This window comes from Nitrospira sp. Kam-Ns4a, assembly GCF_965152595.1.
On sequence record NZ_OZ224218.1, the window covers coordinates 2,776,086 to 2,790,314 of the forward strand.

The 14,229-nt window shown below is 67.9% G+C and carries 19 protein-coding genes and 1 tRNA gene; 6 read left to right on the forward strand and 14 right to left on the reverse strand.

The window, feature by feature from the left end; all coding sequences use genetic code 11:
* Positions 1-4 precede the first annotated feature (4 nt).
* Together ACWHYQ_RS13855 and malQ are read right to left on the reverse strand one after the other, a co-directional pair.
* Entirely contained in the window at positions 5-1,210 is a 1,206-nt protein-coding gene (locus ACWHYQ_RS13855) for a sensor histidine kinase (protein WP_447972706.1), read from the reverse strand.
* On the reverse strand, positions 1,207-3,519 hold the full coding sequence (malQ, locus tag ACWHYQ_RS13860; RefSeq protein ID WP_447972707.1) for a 4-alpha-glucanotransferase: 2,313 nt from the start codon (positions 3,517-3,519) through the stop codon (positions 1,207-1,209). Before malQ ends, ACWHYQ_RS13855 begins: the two co-directional genes overlap by 4 nt.
* 250 nt (positions 3,520-3,769) lie before the next feature.
* Between malQ and ACWHYQ_RS13865 the strand changes: the two genes are divergently transcribed.
* Complete coding sequence (locus tag ACWHYQ_RS13865; protein WP_447972708.1) at positions 3,770-4,264, forward strand: hypothetical protein; 495 nt, start codon at positions 3,770-3,772, stop codon at positions 4,262-4,264.
* Between the two features lie 16 nt (positions 4,265-4,280).
* Here the strand turns inward: ACWHYQ_RS13865 and ACWHYQ_RS13870 are convergent, their stop codons facing one another.
* The 9 genes from ACWHYQ_RS13870 to ald all read right to left on the reverse strand — a co-directional run bounded on the left by ACWHYQ_RS13870 (position 4,281) and on the right by ald (position 9,450).
* Complete coding sequence (locus ACWHYQ_RS13870; RefSeq protein ID WP_447972709.1) at positions 4,281-5,123, reverse strand: SPFH domain-containing protein; 843 nt, start codon at positions 5,121-5,123, stop codon at positions 4,281-4,283.
* 107 nt (positions 5,124-5,230) lie between these two features.
* Positions 5,231-5,641 carry a c-type cytochrome gene (locus ACWHYQ_RS13875; RefSeq protein ID WP_447972710.1) on the reverse strand — a complete coding sequence of 137 codons (411 nt, stop codon included), beginning with the start codon at positions 5,639-5,641 and terminating at the stop codon, positions 5,231-5,233.
* A 5-nt stretch (positions 5,642-5,646) separates the two neighbouring features.
* Positions 5,647-5,805, reverse strand: a complete 159-nt coding sequence (locus ACWHYQ_RS13880; RefSeq protein WP_447972711.1) for a hypothetical protein — start codon at positions 5,803-5,805, stop codon at positions 5,647-5,649.
* 24 nt (positions 5,806-5,829) lie between these two features.
* Positions 5,830-6,525, reverse strand: coding sequence for a 7-cyano-7-deazaguanine synthase QueC (queC, locus tag ACWHYQ_RS13885; protein ID WP_447972712.1), 696 nt, complete (start codon positions 6,523-6,525; stop codon positions 5,830-5,832).
* A 69-nt stretch (positions 6,526-6,594) separates the two neighbouring features.
* On the reverse strand, positions 6,595-7,062 hold the full coding sequence (locus ACWHYQ_RS13890) for a TraR/DksA family transcriptional regulator (protein WP_447972713.1): 468 nt from the start codon (positions 7,060-7,062) through the stop codon (positions 6,595-6,597).
* A 130-nt stretch (positions 7,063-7,192) separates the two neighbouring features.
* On the reverse strand, positions 7,193-7,714 hold the full coding sequence (locus ACWHYQ_RS13895; protein ID WP_447972714.1) for an adenine phosphoribosyltransferase: 522 nt from the start codon (positions 7,712-7,714) through the stop codon (positions 7,193-7,195).
* Positions 7,715-7,742: 28 nt separating this feature from the next.
* Positions 7,743-8,042, reverse strand: a complete 300-nt coding sequence (locus ACWHYQ_RS13900) for an acylphosphatase (RefSeq protein WP_447972715.1) — start codon at positions 8,040-8,042, stop codon at positions 7,743-7,745.
* 212 nt (positions 8,043-8,254) lie between these two features.
* Positions 8,255-8,331 (reverse strand) — tRNA-Pro (locus ACWHYQ_RS13905).
* Between the two features lie 15 nt (positions 8,332-8,346).
* Positions 8,347-9,450: an alanine dehydrogenase gene (ald, locus tag ACWHYQ_RS13910; protein ID WP_447972716.1), complete on the reverse strand. Its 1,104-nt coding sequence runs from the start codon at positions 9,448-9,450 to the stop codon at positions 8,347-8,349.
* Between the two features lie 154 nt (positions 9,451-9,604).
* On the opposite strand from ald, the gene ACWHYQ_RS13915 reads away from it, so the two are divergent.
* From ACWHYQ_RS13915 to ACWHYQ_RS13930, 4 genes are read left to right on the forward strand one after another with little or no spacing between them, the layout of a single operon-like run.
* Positions 9,605-10,012 (forward strand): hypothetical protein, encoded by a 408-nt coding sequence (locus ACWHYQ_RS13915; protein WP_447972717.1) that lies wholly within the window; start codon positions 9,605-9,607, stop codon positions 10,010-10,012.
* Positions 10,013-10,030: 18 nt separating this feature from the next.
* On the forward strand, positions 10,031-10,387 hold the full coding sequence (locus ACWHYQ_RS13920) for a (2Fe-2S) ferredoxin domain-containing protein (protein ID WP_447972718.1): 357 nt from the start codon (positions 10,031-10,033) through the stop codon (positions 10,385-10,387).
* A gap of 38 nt (positions 10,388-10,425) precedes the next feature.
* The gene (locus tag ACWHYQ_RS13925; protein WP_447972719.1) at positions 10,426-10,839 is read left to right on the forward strand and encodes a hypothetical protein; all 414 of its coding nucleotides are present in this window, start codon (positions 10,426-10,428) and stop codon (positions 10,837-10,839) included.
* Between the two features lie 19 nt (positions 10,840-10,858).
* Positions 10,859-11,149, forward strand: a complete 291-nt coding sequence (locus tag ACWHYQ_RS13930) for a hypothetical protein (RefSeq protein WP_447972720.1) — start codon at positions 10,859-10,861, stop codon at positions 11,147-11,149.
* Between the two features lie 15 nt (positions 11,150-11,164).
* On the opposite strand, the gene ACWHYQ_RS13935 is transcribed toward ACWHYQ_RS13930, so the two are convergent.
* Together ACWHYQ_RS13935 and ACWHYQ_RS13940 are read right to left on the reverse strand one after the other, a co-directional pair.
* Positions 11,165-12,220, reverse strand: coding sequence for a phytoene/squalene synthase family protein (locus tag ACWHYQ_RS13935; RefSeq protein WP_447972721.1), 1,056 nt, complete (start codon positions 12,218-12,220; stop codon positions 11,165-11,167).
* Positions 12,217-12,642, reverse strand: coding sequence for a cupredoxin domain-containing protein (locus tag ACWHYQ_RS13940; protein ID WP_447972722.1), 426 nt, complete (start codon positions 12,640-12,642; stop codon positions 12,217-12,219). The genes ACWHYQ_RS13935 and ACWHYQ_RS13940 overlap by 4 nt, the downstream gene beginning before the upstream one ends.
* Positions 12,643-12,887: 245 nt before the next feature.
* On the opposite strand from ACWHYQ_RS13940, the gene htpX reads away from it, so the two are divergent.
* Positions 12,888-13,772, forward strand: a complete 885-nt coding sequence (htpX, locus tag ACWHYQ_RS13945; protein ID WP_447972723.1) for a protease HtpX — start codon at positions 12,888-12,890, stop codon at positions 13,770-13,772.
* Between the two features lie 182 nt (positions 13,773-13,954).
* Here htpX and ACWHYQ_RS13950 read toward each other — a convergent pair whose 3' ends face one another.
* Positions 13,955-14,227, reverse strand: a complete 273-nt coding sequence (locus tag ACWHYQ_RS13950; protein WP_447972724.1) for a hypothetical protein — start codon at positions 14,225-14,227, stop codon at positions 13,955-13,957.
* Between the last annotated feature and the right edge of the window lie 2 nt (positions 14,228-14,229).

The following is a 14,229-nucleotide window of genomic DNA, read 5'->3' on the forward strand; positions in this document are numbered from 1 at the left end:
GCCGTCAGCCCCTCGTCGGCTCTTCCTCCGCGGCGCAGCGCGGGAGCGCGATCACGACCGTCGTCCCCTTGCCCAGCTCGCTCTCGATCGTGAGCGAGCCGCCGTGCGCGGCCACGATCTGCCGGCTGAGATACAGACCTAAGCCCGTGCCGTCGCCGACGGCCTTGGTCGTGAAGAACGGCTCGACGGCTCGTCTCCGATGCTCCTCCGACATGCCGATCCCCGTGTCGCGGACGGTCAGCGTCACCATGGTCTCGACCGGCGGCTCGCCCGCCCGGCGGCGCGCTTCGATTTCCGAAGGTGAGGCCGCCCGCTGGCCGACCGCGATGACCACCTCCCCGCCGGCCGGGGTGGCGGCCAGCGCGTTCGCCATCAGGTTGACGAGCACCTGCTGAAGCTGCGCTTCGTCGCCCCACAGGGCGAGGCCCACGGTGCCCACCTCCGTCTTCAGCGCCACGCCTTTGCCGGCAAAGGACGGGCCCATCAGCGCCACGACCTGCTGGACGAGCTGGTCGGCCGCGAGGCGCGAGAAGGCCGGTTGCCGCTGCCGGGTCGAGGAGAGAAGATCTTCGATGATCCGCACGACGCGGCTGATCTGCGAATCAATGATGTCAATGCGCTTGCGCATCGCGGGCGTGAGCCCGTCCTCTTCGCCCAGCGCCTGGACGTGCCAGGCGATCGAGTGCAGGGGCGTGCCGACCTCGTGCGCGACCGACGCGACGAGCTGCCCCATGGCGGCCAACCGCTCCGAGCGGTTCAGCGCGTCCTTGATCTCCGCGAGCTGGGCGTGCGCCCGCAGGAGCTGCTCGGTTTGCAGCGCGAGCGCCGCGCGCGCCGCCTCCTCCCGCGCCTTGCGCTCTTCCCGGGTCATCGCGAAGTAGGCGACCCCGATCAGCACGCAGACCACGACGGTCCGGTTGATGACGGCGGAGACGAACCGGCCCGGCTTGGTGGGCGCGAAGAGCCCGGCGTAGGTCGCGATCACGCAGAGCGCCACGGTCAGCACCATGAGCCGGCGGTTGCGGGCCGTGGCGATCAGCAGGATGGGAAGCACGAAGCCGTAGGCGCCGACCACGTTCGCCGGGCTCACCGTCTCGATGCCCACGATGAGCAGGAACAGCGAGGCCGACACGCCGACCACCCAGGGGTTCCAACTGGCCCGGCGCGCGGCGCGCGCCGCTCTTCGTCTGAACAGGTCTCGCAGTCTCATCGGCAGGCGTCCGCCGCCGCCCTCCCCCGCCCTTGCGCCCAAGGCCGAAGCGCCCGTAACGCCTGCGCGAGCGCTCGGGGTCTCGGATCGGCGCCCAGTTCCTCCACGGATAAGGCGTATTTTCTCGACCAGTTCGGGTGGGCATCCACGGTGCCCGGCAGGTTGACCTGCTCGCACGCGCCGATCACGTCCTCGAGCGCGGCCAGCATGACCCGGGCCGGCGTGCGGGCGAGGAACAGGTGGACAGCCTGGCAGAGGTCCGGCGTCATCTCCGCGACGGTCTCCGCGTCGTCCGGGAGTCCGTCGGGCAGCAAGCCCTCTGCCTTCAAGGCTTCGAGGATCCGCGCGCGGTCGCGGCGGCGCTCCTCCCAAGCCGAGGCCCGCGCGCGCTCATCTGGCAGGATCCCCAGCCGGAACCGCTCCTCGATGTCGCGCCCGCTCCAGTACCCAGCGAGCGGCGGGAGGTCGTGCGTGGTGGCGACCGCCGCAGCCTGGGGCGGATAGGCCGCGGGCGCCTTCCACCGCCCATCGGGCTCACGCTCGAAGTAGAACACCCGGTAGGAGAGCACGTTGGCGGCGGCCAGCCGGTCGCGCACCCAGTCCGGCACGGTCCCCAGATCCTCGCCGATGACGAGCGTGCGATGCCGCAGGCTTTCCAGAGCGAGGATGCCTAGCAGATCCTCGGCGGGATAGCAGACATAGGTCCCGGCCGAGGCGGGCAGGCCCTCCGGAATCCAGAAGAGCCGGAAGAGCGACATCACGTGATCGAGCCGCAGCGCGCCCCCGTACGCGAAGTTTTTCCGTAACAGCTCGATGAACATCCGGTACCCGCTCGCCCGGAGGCGATGGGGGTCCACGGGCGGGACCCCCCAGTTCTGCCCTTCGGGCGAGAAGGAGTCCGGAGGGGCCCCGCAACTGGCGCGCAGCGCTAAGACGTCCTGGAAGGTCCAGGCCTCGCTCCCGGAGCCGTCGCCCGCCAGGGCCAGGTCATGGTACAGGCCGACCGCCATCCCCCTCGCGCGGGCCCGCTCCGCGACGGCGGCGAGCTGCTCGGCGGCCGCCCACTGGAGATACTGAAAGAACCGCACCCGCTCGGCTCGCTCGGCTCGGAACGCGCGGACCTCCGGCGAGTCCGGGCGCCGGTAGGGCTCGGGCCAGTCGCGCCAGCTCCACAGGGGCGGCTGACGACGCCGGAACTCCTCGGCGAGCGCCTGGAAGACCGCAAAGGCCTCGAGCAGCACGCCGCCGTCGCGGACGAACCGAAGGAACGCCCATCCCCGCTCCGTCAGGGCCTCCAGATCCCGGCCGACGATCCGGAGATGCCGCGCCTGAAACGTCGCGAATACCGCCTCCAGCGCGGCGAGCTTGGCAGCCCAGACCCCGTCGTAGTCCACGGTGTCGCCCTTGCGGGCGCGCGCCAGCCGGGCCTGGAATTCAGGGTCCCGCACCACTCGCTGCGCGGCCGCGGAGTCGCCGAACTCGGGGAGGCCCTCCACATCCACGTAGAGCGCGTTCAAGTAGAGGCGGCTGTCCGGCGAATAGGGACTGATGTGGTAGGGACGCGCGTTTCTCAGCGCATGGAGCGGATTCACGCCGATGACGCCGGCGCCCAGCTCGCCGGCGGCCCAGTCGAGCACCTCGGCGAGGTCCCGGAAGTCCCCGACGCCCCAGTTGCGGTCCGATCGGAGCGCATAGACCTGGAGGGCCAGCCCCCAGATCCGCCGATCCTTGTCACCTCCGGGCTCGCTTCCAGCCCCGCAGGGGGGAGGCTCGTAGCACCGCGCGGGCACGACGATGAGCCGCAGGTCGCCCTCCACGAAGCGGGACCGGGTCAGCCCGTAGGCCTTCACATCGTAGTAGCCGACTTCCAGATCCTCCGGCAGCGGCAGCTCGAACCGCAGATACCGGCGCCCGCCCACCAGCCGACCCTCCACCGGCTTCAGCCCCGGTCCCTCCTCCCGCTCCCGGCAGCGGCGCCCGGCCTCGTCCCAGATCTCCCAGCGGAGCCGGAACGACGGAGCCTCGTCCTCTTCCGCCGGCAGGCGGAACGACCAGCGCAGGCCGCCCGCGCCGCGCCGGTGGACGAGCACCGGGTCGCAGGGCCTCAGCCACGGCGCGGCTTCCCGGGCCTCTAGCTCGGCCCGCGCCTCCGCCGCGGTGCTGACGCGGAGCCCCATGGCGGCGAGGATGGCGCGCGTGGTCTCGAGGGAGGTCGGATGGCGGTGTCCCCAGATGTCGGCATACTCGCGAACGATGCCCTGCAGCTCCGCCAGACGCTCGAGCACCTCCTGCTCACTCAACTCGTCCATGCAGCGAGTCTAGGTACCGCTCACCCCGAAGTCAAGGCGACAGGACGCTCCGCGACCGCGACCGCGGACCCGATCGCGACGAGTGCCCACATGACCGAAAGCGCCACAGCCTCGCCGCCAGAGCTGGGATTGCTCCCGGCCGGATCGCCGTAACCCGCTCACGGAAGGCGCTACGGTGCGCCACGGATTGCCCACCCGCAGCCCACGGTGGTAGCATGGGCCCGAGCTTCCCGCGCGAAGGAGGAACGCCGTGTACCAGACGAGAACCCGGAGGATCGTCGTGGCGGCTGTCTGCAGTCTGATCGCCGTCGGCCAGACCGGCTGCGTCAGTTCCAGCACCTACGAGCTGGCCAGGAAGGATGCGGAAAACGCGAGGCTGCTGTATCAGAACGAGACGCGCCGCGCCCAGGAGCTGGCCGCGACGGTGGTGCAGCTCACGGCACAAATCGAGCGGACGCAAGCGGAGCTCAAGAAGGCGCAGGAGCAGATCGCGAGGACGGAGCAGGAATTTCAAGCGACTCGGGACGAGCTGCTGCGGCTCAAGATTGACTGGGAGCAGCACCAGCACGCCCTGCGGAAACAGCTCAAGGTCGCCCAGGCTCACCTGCAGCGGGAGCAGGCCGTCCTCGACGCCGAGGCCGACCTCCGCTCGAAGACGGAGGGACAGTCGGAGGAGACCAGGCGCCGGGTCAAGGCCCTCGTGGTCCAGATCCAAACGCTGCTCGGCCAGCTCGAGCCCTTCTGACCAGCCGCGCCGCCCGCTATTTCGAGGCCCCTCCCCCCGTCGTCGGGAGGTTGATCCCGAGCCGGTCCATCCCCATGATGATCGTCAGCGCCGCCGGTGCGTGCTGGGCGATCTCTTTCTGAACTTCGATCCGCCGCAGATCCACGAATTCCGTCGCGCTGAGCCCCAGGTGCTCGCGGTAGGCCCGGTCCGCGATCCCGCGCTGCCGCTCCGCCTTTTCCCGCGCCTCTTCGGCCTTCTGGAACTCGATCATCGTGATGCGGCGCTGCTCCTGGATGATCGTCTGCGCCGTCTGGTCCAGCACCCCCTTCGGCGGGAGGATGCTGCCGATGACGATCCGGTTCAGACGCACGGGGATATTCTGCTGCTCGATCAGCTTGCGCTTGACGGCCTCCTCCACCGCGCTTTGCAGCTTGGCCCGCGTGCCGGGGTTGGTCGTCAGCTCGAACAGCGGATACTTCTGCACCTCCTCGCGGACGTAGGTCCGGAAGGCTTCCTTGACGTTCTGGCTGTACCAGTTGGGGCCGAAGCGGCTGATCAGGTCCGGCGAGCGGCCTTCGATAACGTTGGCGATCAGAAAGGCGTCGAAGGAGACCGGCGCGTTCTCGGCGGAAATGATGTCGAAGTGCTCCGCGTACTGGACCGGCCGGACGTCCACCTCGATCAGCTCGGTCGTGGGCGCGACGAAGATGCGGCCGGTCGTGGCGGGCTCGGGGTCCACGCCGCCGTGGCCGAAGAGGAGCGGCTTCTTGACCAGCACCCCCTCGTGCCCGGCGTCAATGGCCGGGAGGATGCAACCGGAGGCCGTCAGCAGCAGGACCATCACGACGAAGGCCCTGACGCCGCCAGAGGTCTTCATTGCCATTCGCCCCTTGGCTCGGAACCGGGCAAGGCCTTGCGCCAACACCGTTCAGCTTAGGCCGCCGCAGACCGCCTGTCAATGGCAGGCACGGGCGGGCCCGGCGCTCATTTGATTCCCGCCTCCCGCTGAAGCCAGCGGACGTACTGGATGATCTGCTCGACGTCCTCTCGGGTCACCCCATCGATCTTCGGCATATCGCCGAACGTCCAGTGATGCGCCCGGACGCCGTTGGCCGCCGCCATGAAGAACGCGGCGTCGCCGTGGTGGTTGGGCTCGTAGATCTTGTGGACCAGCGGGGGGCCGTGATCCGTCCCTTTGGCCCGTTCGCCGTGACAGCGGGCGCAGTTCGCGTTGAACTTCGCCTCGCCCCGCTGGTACTCCGCCGGGACGCGGGACGGCTCCGGCCTGGCGGCCAACGCCCACGCGGCGAGTGAGCCCGCCAGCAACGCCGCGGCGCCCAGCAGGCCGATCCGTGCCAGGGCGAGCCAGCTCATCGTGCACGGGGGAAGGGGCATGGCGGTCATCCCCGGTCGCCGCGCTCCGGCCGGGCCGGCTGGGAGCTGCGGCCCTGGTCGCCGAACTGCTCGCGGAGTCTCCGCTTGGTCCGCTTGGCCGTCATGTACCGATAGGCCCGCACCGACACCGGGATCCCCACGATCAGCCCGATCGTCAGGTACATGAAAAATTCCTCCGGGGACACCGCTTAGCTCCCTGCCGTCACATCGGCATACCGGATTGGATCCGCAAGCCCGGCTTCCCGGAAGCCCTCCAGCCGGATCAGGCAACTGTCACAGCGCCCGCAGGCCGCCCCGTCCGGGGCCGGATCGTAACAACTGTGGGTTAGTTCGAAGGGCACCCCGAGCGACGCCCCTAGCCGGATGATCTCGGCCTTGGACATCCGCAGGAGCGGCGCGCGGATCTCGATCCGGCCGCCCGAGGCCCCGACGCGCGTGCCGAGCCGGGCGACCTCTTCGAAGGCGCGCAGGAACTCCGGGCGGCAGTCCGGATAGCCGGAATAATCCACCACGTTCGCGCCGATATAGATGGCCGAAGCGGCCCGCGTCTCGGCGTAGGCCAGCGCCAGGGCGAGAAAGATCGTGTTGCGGGCGGGGACGTAGGTGCTCGGAATCCCCGCCGCGCGGGCGGCCCGCTCTCGATCCTTGGGCACCGGCTGGTCCGCCGTCAGCGCCGATCCACCGATCCGCCGCAGGTCGAGTTCCAGGACGAGATGCTCGGCCGCGCCGAGGGCTCCGGCAAGCTGCCGGGCCCGCGCCACCTCGATGCCGTGGCGCTGGCCGTATGCAACGGTGAACAGGTGGATCCGGCAGCCGTCCCGCTTGGCCACGGCCGCCGCAACCGTGGAGTCAATCCCGCCGCTGGCCAGCACCACGGCCTTCATGCTGCGCTCCCACCGGCGGGGCGAGGAACATGCTCAGGGAAAGGGGCGGCCGAGGCTCCCCCGCCGCGCCTACTCCCGCTCCTCTTCACGTTCGATCTTCTCGAGCAGCTCCTGCCGGGACTGGCATTCGACGCAGAGCTTCGCGAACGGCACGGCTTCCAGCCGCTTCTCGCTGATTTCCACCCCGCATTCCGCGCAGATGCCGTAAGTCCCTTCGGCCAACCTCGTCAACGCCTCGTCAATGAGCTGACGTTTCCGGTTGCGCATCTCCAGGAGCGAAATGCCGAGTTCCCGATCCAGGTCGGCGAGCGCCTGGTCGCCTACGTCCATCGCTGACTCCAGCCGGCGCTGCTGATCGTCCGTCAAGGACTGACCCAGGACCCCCTCGATCTCCTTCATGATCTCCTGGCGCTTGGCCATCAGCAGGCGGTGCAGGGTTTCTTTCCGGTCGCCCCCGGCGCGCTTGGCGGTGGCCGCGCCGCTCGACAGCCTGGCGCCTCCGGCGGGCTTTTTCTTGGCCTTGGCCTTCTCCGGCATCGTCCTGTTCTCCCGCGTCAACCCGTTCCGGTCACGAAAAATGAGCGGTATTCATACCACGGCCTCCGCGCATTGACAAGCCCCTGAAACGAAGCCCGGGATGACCCGTTCGAGGGTCGCGGGGCGCGGTTCACACGTAGGTCACGACGGCGTGCACGTCGCAGCCGTCGAGCTTGGCCCGCCCGTTCAACGCCTGCAGCTCGACCAGGAAGACGAGGCCGACGATCTCGCCGCCGAGCTTGCGGACGAGATCCACCGTCGCCGCAGCGGTACCGCCCGTCGCCAGCAAATCGTCCACGATGAGCACCCGTTCGCCCATGCCGACCGCGTCGCGGTGGATGGCCAACGAATTGGAGCCATATTCGAGGTTGTACTTCACCTCGAAGATGTCCGCCGGCAGCTTGCCGGGCTTGCGCACCGGGACGAACCCTGCGTCCAAGTTGTAGGCGAGCGGGCTGCCCAGGATGAAGCCCCGGGACTCGATGCCGACGACCTTCGCGATCCCCTTTCCGCGGTACCGCACCGTGAGGTCGTCTATGATCGCGCGGAACGCGTCGGCCCGCTTGAGCAGCGTCGTGATGTCGTAGAACAGGATGCCCGGCTTCGGAAAATCGGGTACTTCGCGGATCAAGGATTTGTAGTCGAGCGGCATGGCCTTCCTCGCGTGAATGAGGCGGGTTTTACCAGATCCGGAACCCCACGAACCGGCCCGAGGCGGATTCCCACCGGACCTGCAGATCCTCCACCTTAGCCCCGGGCGGACCGAGTCGTAGTTGCTCCAGGAACGTCTCCAACGCCGGACGCGGGCCCTCCGCCTCGACCTCGACCCGGCCGTCCTCCAGATTGCGCACGCCGCCGTGAAGGGAAAGGCGCATGGCCGCAGACCGGACGAAGGCGCGGTAGCCGACACCTTGCACCCGTCCGCTCGCCCAGGCCCGCACCCGGACGGTCGGGGCCGATGGATCAGCGTCAGCCCTCATGGCTCTCCACCCACCCTGCACTCGACAGGAGTAGGAAAAGCCCGGCTAGGCCTTCGGCTGGGAATCCGGCGTTGGCACAGGAGCATGCTTTCGCGCATAGCCTGGAGAGCGACGCCTGCGCAACCGGGTATGGGAGAGGACGGAACAAACCCCGACGGTACGGCTGCGGCGACCCAAGCGAAGCCCCTGCGTCGCCGCATGGCTAGCACGGTTGGTCGGGGCGAGAGGATTTGAACCTCCGACACCCGCGTCCCGAACGCGGTGCGCTACCGGGCTGCGCTACGCCCCGACTCGTTCATGGCCGCTAGGCCAGCGGGCGGTACTCCAACCCATGCGCCTCGGCCACGCCGCGGCACACGACGGTTCCACTGGCGATATTGACGCCCTTGGCCAACTCCGGATCTGACCGGATAGCCTGCTTCACGCCCGCCGAAGCAAGGCGGACTATAAAGGGTAGCGTCGCGTTGGTCAAGGCCAAAGTGGCCGTCCGCGGCACGATGCCCGGCATATTCGCGACGCAATAATGCAGGACGCCCTCCACCTGATACACGGGATCCGAATGGGTCGTCGGGCGCGTCGTCTCGAAGCAGCCGCCCTGGTCCACGCACACGTCCACCACCACTGATCCGGGCCGCATCCGGGCGACCACCGAGCGCGACACGAGCCGCGGCGCGCGCGCCCCGTGCACGTAGACCGCCCCGATCGCGAGGTCCGCTTCCGCCACTTCGCGGTCAATCCAGGCCTGGTGAGCCGCCAGCGTCCGCACGCGGCCCCCATAGAGGCGGTCGAGCTCGCGCAACCGTTTGAGATCCAGGTTCAGAACCGTGACCTGGGCGCCCATGCCGACCGCGATCCTGGCCGCCGCGCTACCGACCGTCCCGGCCCCCAGGATCACCACCTTGGCCGGCGGCACTCCCGGCACGCCTCCCAGCAGCAGACCCGCGCCACCCTGCGACCGTTCGAGATAGTGCGCGCCGATCTGGACGGCCATGCGGCCGGCGATCTCGCTCATCGGCCACAACATGGGCAGGCTGCCGTCCCCCAACTCAACGGTCTCGTAGGCGATGGCGGTGACGCCAGTCTCGAGCAACACGCGGGTGAGCTCCGCGGAGGCGGCCAGATGCAGATAGGCGAACAGGGTCTGGTCGCGACGGAGCAGGCGGGCCTCGGCCAGGCTGGGCTCCTTGACCTTGACGATCAGCTCGGCCTCCTCGAACACCCGCGCCTTGGAGGAAGCCACATGGGCGCCGGCCTTGCGATAGTCCTCATCGGAAAATCCACTCCCCTCCCCGGCTGTGGACTCGACCCACACCGTATGACCGGCCGCCGCGAGGGTCTGGACCCCGTCCGGGGTCAGGCCCACCCGGAACTCCTGGTCTTTGGTCTCCCTGGGCACGCCGATAATCATGACGCCTCCTTCGCGAACAGGATTCGCCCCGGCTCGCAGTCTCATTATACTCCCTCCGACGTCCGCGACGAGCCGGCCCGCCCGCCGCCCGTGGCTGGACAGTCGGCGAGCCCCTGGTGTAAGATCACCCCCTCTTTCTCGGGAGCACGGCGCGATGGAGAGCGGTCAGGGCGGCCCAGCCATTCGATGCGACGCCTGCGGCACGGAGCGGGGCCCCTTGATGAAGCTGTCGCTGGGAAAGGACTTCTTCGGCCGGGCGTACGATCGGCTCTCCCCGGCCGCCGACCAGAGCCCTAAGTGGTACTGCGAGACTTGCTCGATGCACAAGAATCTGCAGCGGGACTTCCGCGACATCAAGGCGGAGCTCGACAAGCTGGCCAGCGCCCAGGCGTCCGAGCTGGCGGCGGCGGACCAGTTGCAGCGGGCGCAGCTCCGCCTGTGCGAGATCCGGACGATTCTGGAAAGCAGCCAGCGCGCCTCTCGGCTCCTCGACTCGGCAGAGGTCGCCGCGTTGATCAGCCGGATCCAGGCCCATAAGGACTTCCTGTCCGTTCCACACTGAGCCGCAAAGACCCGGTCCGTGTCCACGTTCAAACATCACATCTTCGTCTGCGTGAACCAGCGCCCCAAGGGCGACCCGCGCGGCTGCTGCGCCGACCACGGGTCCGAGCGCCTGCAGGCCTTTTTCAAGAAAGAAGTGGAGCGGCTGGGGCTCAAGGGAACCGTCCGCGCCAACAAGGCCGGATGCCTGGACCATTGCGAGTATGGGCCGAGCGTGGTTATCTACCCGGAGGGTGTCTGGTATTGGGTGGGCACCGAGGCGGACGTGACGGAGATCATGGAGCGGCATGTGCTCAAGGGCGAGATCGTGGAGCGGTTGCTGATGCCCGGCCACGAGCCAGACCGGACGCCGGGCGGTCCCCAATCCGGGAGCTGAGGGCCAGCCCCCGCAGCAAGCAGGGAAAGGGACAGACCATGCCGGTCGAAGACAAGTGGAAAGCCAACCAGGCGAAGGTCGCCTACATGAAGAGCTTTCCCGGCCTCGCCACAGCCTGGGACCAGGTGAGGGGCAAGACGGTCGAGGTCGTCGCGCCGATGCGGACTAAGCACGGCGCCGCCGTGCTCGTGTTCACTGACGGCTCGTTCGTCGTGGCCCCACCTCTCGCCCCAGAGCCTTGGGAGCTGACGGAAAGCCTCGAGGTCGCCCGGCCGATGCTGGAACCCCGGCACCCGGCCGCGTTCGCGGAGTATGACCGCCTGGTCCAGCAGGACAAGGAAGCCTTGCGGGCCGCCCGGCTGGAGAAGATCCTCGGCGCGATCCAGAACAATCTGGAGCAAATTCCAGAGCTCAAGGACCGCCTGCGCCAGCTCGTGGAAGGGTGGAAATAACACGCCACGGTTACCGGCCATGAACATGCTGGAACTCTTCTCGCAGGCGCTGTTCGAGGGAGTCACGCCCATGATGGTCACAAGGGATCACCTAGTCCGCCACCCGGATCGCTGCACCCACAATGCTGTGTGTATCCCGGTCTGCCCGACCGGGGCCTGGCTCTCCACGCCGCCCTTCAAGTTCGACGCGTGCCGCTGCCTGGAGACCTGCCGTCTCTGCCTCGACGCCTGCCCGTCGCAGGCCATCTACGCCGTCTTCCGCAAGGGCGACAAGCTGCTCGAGCCGACCAGGAGCGAGCCCAAGAAGTAGGACTGGGCAAGCGCCTCAGCAGACAACCCGCTTGCGGACGTGGCCCCAGTAGGCCGTCCCCGCGAGGCCGCAGGCGGCGGTTAAGGTCGTCAGCGCCATGATCCGAAAGACCTGCCCTTTAGAGATCTTCATCGGAGCGGCGGGGTCCAGCAGATCGGGCGCACGCGAGATCAGCTCGAGCGTCCGCCCCCCGAACAGGATCGGCCACATGCAGGCGAGCCGCAGGCGAACCTCGCACCGCGGGATCGCCAGCGTATAGCACCAGCCTCGGTCCAGGTGTTCCAGGGCCTGGGTGATCACCCGTCGCAGCACGGGCCTGAGCGCTGGCAGGGCCTCCTGCCGCAAGAGCTGCGCCGGCTCGAGCCCCGCTTCCCGGAGCAGGCTCTTGGGCAGGTAGCAGCGGCCCCGTTTGAGGTCCTTCGCCACATCCTTGAGGATGTTCGTGAGCTGGAGCCCCTTGCCGAACCGCACGCCGACCCCTGCCATTGCCCGGACATCCCAGTGCGCCAGCGATGGCAGGTGCGCGCAGACCATTTCGGTCCAGAACTCTCCCACGCAGCCTGCGACGTGATAGGTGTAGCGATCGAGGTCGGCCTCGGTCTCGAGGGCCACGATCTCCCCCGTCGGGTTCGCGTGGAACACGGTGAGATCCATCTCCATGCCGAGCGTCAGAGTGCGCAGAAGCCGCGCGAGTCGCTCCCGATCCCCGATCTCCAGCCCCTCGGCGAGGCGGAAGCAGTCCTCCAGTCGCTCCAGCAACGTCTGCTCCGACGAATGGGGCTGGCTCGGCACCAGCGCCGCCTGGATAGCCCGGATCTCCGACCAGTCGGGGGCGGCTTCGCCGAACTGGGCACGGAACCGCCGGAGCAGGTCCAGGCGGCAGGCCGACTCGATCAGCTCCGTGTCGGCGATCGTGTCCGCTGCCCGGGCGAAGAGGTAGGCGAGCCCGATCTGGGTTCGCACGGGCCCGGGCACGACGGCCAGGGTCAGGTAAAAGGAGCGCGACACGCGCTTGAGGAGATCGCGCAGCAGCTCGCGCTGGAGGGTCTTTCCGGGAGACAACGGCGTCACTCGCGGACTTCCAGCCGGCCTTCCATCCCCTTCTCCCGGTGACTGGCGGCAAAGGGGATGGGCGGCTTCTTATCACAGAAGAACGGATAGAGCCCTGGTTTGGCGGGCGTGAAGCGAACCGTGACCGTCAGGCCGGCCTTGACATCCTGGTTGACCTCGAGACCGGCTTCCGGGTCTTTCAGGAGGAAATTATGCGGCACGATGAACGTGACGCTGGTGAGGGTCAATTCGACCGGCTTGCCGGCCCGCACGACCAGATGATCCGGCGCGTACGAGTAGCTGTCGAGCGTGATGATGGCCCGCTGCACGCCGTCCTGGTCCACCTTCAAGACGAGAGGCTCCCCTGCCTGCGCGCCCAACCAGGTCGCGACGGTCGCCAGCACCAGCCCTCCAACCACGTTCCAGCGACAAGGGTTTTTCACGTGCGTCGTTCTATCAAAGGGCGCTCTACCCGTCAACCTGCCCGGCGAGCCTGTCACGGCGCCCCTCCGCCTCTGCGGCCCGGCCTTGACTGGCCGGGCCGCGGCCTTATCTCTGCCCACGCGGCCAACCGAGCAGCCTATCTCCGTGAATTTCCCGGCGACAGACTGTATAATAATGGGCGCCGCCCCGTCGGAGCCTCAAACCACTCCAGGGGCCCAGGCTCGCTGAGGAATGGAGGATTGCAATGAAGTGGTTGAAGGGCATCGTGCTCCTGCTGATCGCCAATGTCCTGGTCTTCGTGACCCTGTCCATCACCTTCCACGTGCTGGTGAACTTCATCCTGCCCGCCTTCGGGATTGACGTCCGCGGAGCCGTCAACCAGCAGGATCTCGTCTGGGCGATGGTGATCGGCTTCGGCGGGGCGTTCATCAGCCTCGCCTTCTCCAAGCAACTGGCCAGGTCCTGGCTGGACTGCTACCAGATCGTCCAACCCCGGACCCCTGCGGAGCAGGTGATCTACGGGACCGTGCAGGAGATCGCCCAGCGGCTGCGCATCCGGATGCCGGAGGTCTGGGTCTATGACTCGGACGACCCGAACGCCTTTGCGACTGGCCCGACCAAGAACAACGCCATGGTGGCCGTCTCCACAGGCCTGCTGAACAATCTGAACGAGCAGGAAGTGCGGGCGGTGCTCGCCCACGAGATGGGCCACGTGTTCAACGGCGACATGTTCACGACGACGGTCCTGGCCGGTCTGATGAATACCTTCGTCTACTTCATTAGTCGGTGGGTCTACCGGCAGCTCGCCGAGCGAAACGAAGCCCTGGCGTTCGCTGTCTATTTTCTGCTTCAGACCCTGCTCTCGTTCCTGGCGATGATCCCGATCGCCTGGTTCTCCCGGCGCAGGGAGTTCGCCGCCGATGCGTTCGCGGCCAAGGTCTATGGCCGGGATGCGATGATCTCGGCCCTGCACGCGATCGACCGATGGGTCAAGCGGGCGCAGATGGAGTACACGACGCAGGACGCCTTGGCCACGATGAAGATTTCAGGGAAGTCCAGCGGGTTTCTGCACCTGTTCGCAACCCACCCGCCGATCGAGGCGCGGGTGGCAGCGCTGCAGCGGTTGTGAGCGCGATCAGGCGCCAGCGGACAGTCCGGACAGCGCGAAGGCTGGCGTTGGCGACGGCCTTCGGGCTGATGGCGAGCTGCGGGCGCGAGCTATTTGCTCGCGCCGACGCTCGCCGAGGTCTCGGAGGCGGCCGGCGCTGGTCCGTCGGCGCTTGTCTTCGACATCGTCGCTCCCGCTCCGAGCTAGGTCTTCTTGATGAAGCCAATGCGGTCCTTGTATTCGTGGATAGCCGCTTCCAGGGCCTTGGCCCCCAGCGGAATGTTCGCCTCTAGGACCGCCTCGACCTCTTTGTCGTCGATGACCACCTCGTAGCGATCCTGGACGTTGGTCAGGACAGCGCCCTTCTTGACGTCGCGCGGCATAAAGATCTCGTACCAGACCTCTTTCTCCACCAGGCAGACATCGCGAAAGCGCTCGTAGAGCAGCTTTAGCTTCTCGGGATCCGTCTCCCTCATGC

Excerpts from the sequence above, each read along its gene's own strand:
- ACWHYQ_RS13855 (WP_447972706.1), bottom strand. The coding sequence starts at position 1,210 with ATGAGACTGCGAGACCTGTTCAGACGAAGAGCGGCGCGCGCCGCGCGC.
- malQ (WP_447972707.1), bottom strand. The coding sequence starts at position 3,519 with ATGGACGAGTTGAGTGAGCAGGAGGTGCTCGAGCGTCTGGCGGAGCTG.
- ACWHYQ_RS13870 (WP_447972709.1), bottom strand. The coding sequence starts at position 5,123 with ATGAAGACCTCTGGCGGCGTCAGGGCCTTCGTCGTGATGGTCCTGCTG.
- ACWHYQ_RS13875 (WP_447972710.1), bottom strand. The coding sequence starts at position 5,641 with ATGCCCCTTCCCCCGTGCACGATGAGCTGGCTCGCCCTGGCACGGATC.
- ACWHYQ_RS13880 (WP_447972711.1), bottom strand. The coding sequence starts at position 5,805 with ATGTACCTGACGATCGGGCTGATCGTGGGGATCCCGGTGTCGGTGCGG.
- queC (WP_447972712.1), bottom strand. The coding sequence starts at position 6,525 with ATGAAGGCCGTGGTGCTGGCCAGCGGCGGGATTGACTCCACGGTTGCG.
- ACWHYQ_RS13890 (WP_447972713.1), bottom strand. The coding sequence starts at position 7,062 with ATGCCGGAGAAGGCCAAGGCCAAGAAAAAGCCCGCCGGAGGCGCCAGG.
- ACWHYQ_RS13895 (WP_447972714.1), bottom strand. The coding sequence starts at position 7,714 with ATGCCGCTCGACTACAAATCCTTGATCCGCGAAGTACCCGATTTTCCG.
- ACWHYQ_RS13900 (WP_447972715.1), bottom strand. The coding sequence starts at position 8,042 with ATGAGGGCTGACGCTGATCCATCGGCCCCGACCGTCCGGGTGCGGGCC.
- ald (WP_447972716.1), bottom strand. The coding sequence starts at position 9,450 with ATGATTATCGGCGTGCCCAGGGAGACCAAAGACCAGGAGTTCCGGGTG.
- ACWHYQ_RS13915 (WP_447972717.1), top strand. The coding sequence starts at position 9,605 with ATGGAGAGCGGTCAGGGCGGCCCAGCCATTCGATGCGACGCCTGCGGC.
- ACWHYQ_RS13925 (WP_447972719.1), top strand. The coding sequence starts at position 10,426 with ATGCCGGTCGAAGACAAGTGGAAAGCCAACCAGGCGAAGGTCGCCTAC.
- ACWHYQ_RS13930 (WP_447972720.1), top strand. The coding sequence starts at position 10,859 with ATGAACATGCTGGAACTCTTCTCGCAGGCGCTGTTCGAGGGAGTCACG.
- htpX (WP_447972723.1), top strand. The coding sequence starts at position 12,888 with ATGAAGTGGTTGAAGGGCATCGTGCTCCTGCTGATCGCCAATGTCCTG.
- ACWHYQ_RS13950 (WP_447972724.1), bottom strand. The coding sequence starts at position 14,227 with ATGAGGGAGACGGATCCCGAGAAGCTAAAGCTGCTCTACGAGCGCTTT.